4 protein-coding genes are annotated in these 3,798 nt (G+C 58.3%); 1 reads left to right on the plus strand and 3 read right to left on the minus strand.

Going from position 1 to position 3,798, the window contains the following annotated elements; translation table 11 throughout:
• From ABX749_RS25380 to ABX749_RS25390, 3 genes are all read right to left on the minus strand, one after another.
• Positions 1-585: hypothetical protein (locus ABX749_RS25380; protein ID WP_372898467.1), on the minus strand; the 585-nt coding region annotated here is incomplete at its 3' end.
• A 122-nt stretch (positions 586-707) separates the two neighbouring features.
• On the minus strand, positions 708-1,658 hold the full coding sequence (locus ABX749_RS25385) for a DUF58 domain-containing protein (RefSeq protein ID WP_372898468.1): 951 nt from the start codon (positions 1,656-1,658) through the stop codon (positions 708-710).
• 91 nt (positions 1,659-1,749) lie between these two features.
• On the minus strand, positions 1,750-2,736 hold the full coding sequence (locus ABX749_RS25390; protein ID WP_095737955.1) for a MoxR family ATPase: 987 nt from the start codon (positions 2,734-2,736) through the stop codon (positions 1,750-1,752).
• A 132-nt stretch (positions 2,737-2,868) separates the two neighbouring features.
• Here ABX749_RS25390 and ABX749_RS25395 point away from each other — a divergent pair, with 132 nt between their 5' ends.
• Complete coding sequence (locus tag ABX749_RS25395) at positions 2,869-3,705, plus strand: FkbM family methyltransferase (RefSeq protein ID WP_372898469.1); 837 nt, start codon at positions 2,869-2,871, stop codon at positions 3,703-3,705.
• Positions 3,706-3,798 lie beyond the last annotated feature (93 nt).

Here is a 3,798-nt window from a genome sequence, read left to right on the forward strand (position 1 = left end):
CGCCGCATCGTCGGGCAGCACGGATGCGACCTCGAATGGAATGCGATCGGTCAGGACTTCGTAGGCGTCCAAACCCTCGGGGGCCTGTTGCTGGCCGGGGCGGCGGTCGACGTATTCGATCAAGATCGGCGGAATCACGTGCCGGCCCGAGGAGGGCGGATCGAGTCGATAGGTTTGTTTGGCTACCGTTCGCCCCGCATCATCGATCGTTTCGCGAGGCGCAAAATCGACGATGGAAAAACGGTCCAACGCGTCACCGAAATCTGGCATCAAGACTTCGACGTCCTTCTCAGCCGTCACTTGGATCGAGAGCGTGAGAGTGTCCCCGATCACCGGCTCTTTCGGTTCCAGCGTCACCTCGATGGACACCGGTCCCGATTGCCGCTGCTGCTGAATCGATTCGGCAGCGGCGGATGACGTCAGGGTCGCGAGGATGACGAGGAGCAGTGCAAATCGAAAGCATTTGTTTATGGCCGTTGGCCGAAACGCTTCGCTCAGATCAGCTCGGACGCGTGATAGAGGTGTGGACACCAACGCTTGGCTGGCACTGGTGTCGACGCGAGTCGCCTTTTGCCCAACGGGCATGCACATCCATAGCCTGGGGCAAGCCAACCGAGCTTTTGCGAGGTTGCGTCGCCCCAGGGGAAAAATCCCAACACGGTCGGATTTGGCCAATGGCCATGCACAATCTTCTCCCTTGACGTTCATCATCGCATCCTCCGTTGACGCATGCGGAAAAACTTCACCAGCGGATCGACGACGTCGCCTTGTGCATCGATGTGGATGAAATCGATTCCGGAACGACCGAAACTGCGGCGCAGGTCTTCGACTCGTTTTTCGGCGGCCGCGGCCACATGATCGCGAAACGTTTTCGATCCTGCGTCGCATTGAACCATATGCCCCGTTTCTGCGTCTTCCAAATTGACCAAGCCGACACTGGGAAACTCGAGTTCTTTGGGGTCCGTGACCAACACCGCAATCACGTCGTGTTTGCGATTGGCACTTTGCATTGCTTCCAGGTACCCATCGCCCAGGAAGTCGCTGATGACAAAGCAGATCGATTTCCGCGAGGTGACGGACATCAGAAACTGCATCGCCCCGGCGATGTTGGTCGCTTGGCGTCCGGTTCGCCACCAGGCTCGGCGGCGTCCCATCGGCAGCCAACGGCGGCGTTTTCGCGGTGCCTGGGTTTCCACCTTTCCGTGCGCCAGGACTTCGCGGATGACCCGCAGCGAATGCCGCTGGCCTTTACGAGCCGGAATGTATTGTTCGATCGCGCCGTGGAACAGCGTCAGTCCGATCTTGTCGTCGTTGAGTGTCGCTGAAAATGCCAGCAGCGCGCTCAGTTCCGCCGTCGCGTCACGTTTGCTCCGCTGGCCCGAACCGAAATCCTGGGACGCGGACACGTCGGCCATGACCATCAGCGTCAATTGTCGGTCTTCCACGTATCGCTTGACGAACGGTTCACCGATTCGGGCGGTCACGTTCCAGTCAATCGTGCGTACGTCGTCGCCGGGGATGTACGGTCGAACTTCGTCGAACTCGATGCCGCGGCCTTTGAACACCGAGACGTATTGGCCGGCAAGAACATCGGCCACTTGGCGACCGGTTCGAACTTGGATCTCTCGGACTCTTCGAATGACTTCGCGAGGCAACATGATCGGTGGCGTCAGCTTCCAGAATTGCGAGAATCAGCGATGATTTCGCGTAAAGTAATTTCCTCCCACTGCCGTGACGAACGCGTGCCGGTCAGGGCACCGGGACGTTGTCCAGAATCTGTCGAATCACGTCGTCGACCGATTTGCCTTCGGCTTCCGCCTCGTACGTCAACACGACGCGGTGCCGCAACACGTCCGGGGCCAACGATTTGATGTCGTGCGGCGTCACATAGCTGCGTCCTTCCAAGAACGCGTGCGCCTTGCCGGCTTTGAGCAGAAAGATCGAAGCGCGTGGGCTGGCCCCCATTTCGATCATGTTTTCTAGCGCCGCGACTCCGGATCCGACCGCATCACGTGTCGCACGGACCACGTCGATGCCGTAATCACGGACTTTGTCGTCGCACCAAATCTTCTCGACCACCGCACGGGCTTCCATGATTTCGTCGGGCGATGTGACGGCCGAGATTTCAGGGATCGCTTTGCCGCCGGCCATCCGGTCGACGATCTTTCGCTCGTCCTCGCGGGACGGATAATCGATCTTGGTTTTGAGCATGAACCGGTCGACCTGAGCCTCGGGCAACGGATACGTCCCCTCTTGCTCGATCGGGTTCTGTGTTGCCATCACCAAGAACGGATGGGGGAACTTGAAGGTCTCGGTGCCGATGGTGACCTGTCGCTCCTGCATCGCCTCCAGCAAGGCGCTCTGGACCTTGGCCGGGGCGCGGTTGATTTCGTCGGCCAGAATTAAATTGGCGAAAATCGGCCCACGTTTGACGCTGTACGTCGCTTCTTTGGGGTTGAAGACTTCGGTGCCGATGACGTCCGCCGGCAGCATATCCGGGGTAAACTGGATGCGTGAAAAATCGGTCCGGATCGCCTGGGCCAAACTGCTGACGGTCAGCGTTTTCGCCAATCCGGGGACGCCTTCGAGCAGCACGTGCCCTCCGGTCAACAATCCGATCAATAGACGTGAAACCATCGTTTCCTGCCCGACCAGCAGTCGCCCGACCTCGTCCGCCAGCCGGTTGCACATTTGCGAGTACTTGGCAATCTGTTCGTCTATTTGGGGTGCGTTCATGGTCTCCGCAATGAAAACGGTGCGTGTCAATTCGGCCGGCATCCTGACCGGGCGGCCTGAAACGGTATTACAGACGGAATTACGTAAAAGATCAATCTCCGGTTCGACGGAGACTCTCAGAGGATAGAGGAAATGGAACGAGTCACCCACCTGGACCACTGGAACAATCTGGTCAAAGGCCGCGACGGATGGTTCCTGGTCAATGCCAATGACATGTACATCGGCCGGTCGCTGATCAAATACGGTGAGTTCTCAGCGGGCGAAATGAAGCTGTTTCGGCAAGTCGTCAAACCGGGCGACATCGTTGCCGAAATCGGTGCGAACATCGGTTCCCACACCGTCGGGTTGGCGCAGCAGGTCCAGCGGCAGGGGCGAATCCTCGCGTTTGAGCCGCAGCCGGTCGTGTTTCAAAATCTGTGCGCCAACGTGGCACTCAATGGATTGACCAACGTGGACACGTTTCACTGTGGGCTCGGTGCGGCACCCGATACCACAGTGGTGCCCGACATTCGCTACGAACAAGAAGGCAACTTCGGCGGCTTTTCGCTGAGCACGCGGTATCGCCAAGGGACGCCCGTGGAGGTGAAGAGATTTGACGATGTCTTTCGCTATCCCCGACTGAACTTGATCAAGATTGATGTCGAGGGGATGGAAGAAGCGGTGTTGCGGGGCGCCCGCGGAAGCATCGAACGTTTCAAACCCGTGCTGTATGTGGAGAATGACCGTGTCGAGCAGTCCGAAGCCCTGATTCGGCTGATCATGGAAATGGGCTATCGCCTCTGGTGGCATCTGCCGCCGCTGTTCAGCGACGACAACTTCTTCGGCGATCGGGAAAACATCTTCGGCAACATCGCTTCACTGAACGTCGTTTGCTTTCACCAGAGCGTCCCAGTCGTGCTCAATGGATTCCAAGAAATCGTCGACCCGGGGAAACATCCGCTCGCAAGAGATCGAGACGGGGGAGGCTGAAGGTGCAGAGAGACGGGCAAAACGATGGGGCAAAACGATGGGGGCAAAACGATACGGGCAAAACGATACGGGCAAAACGATACGGACAAAACG

The organism is Stieleria sp., from assembly GCF_041595215.1.
Lineage (GTDB): Bacteria > Planctomycetota > Planctomycetia > Pirellulales > Pirellulaceae > Stieleria > Stieleria magnilauensis.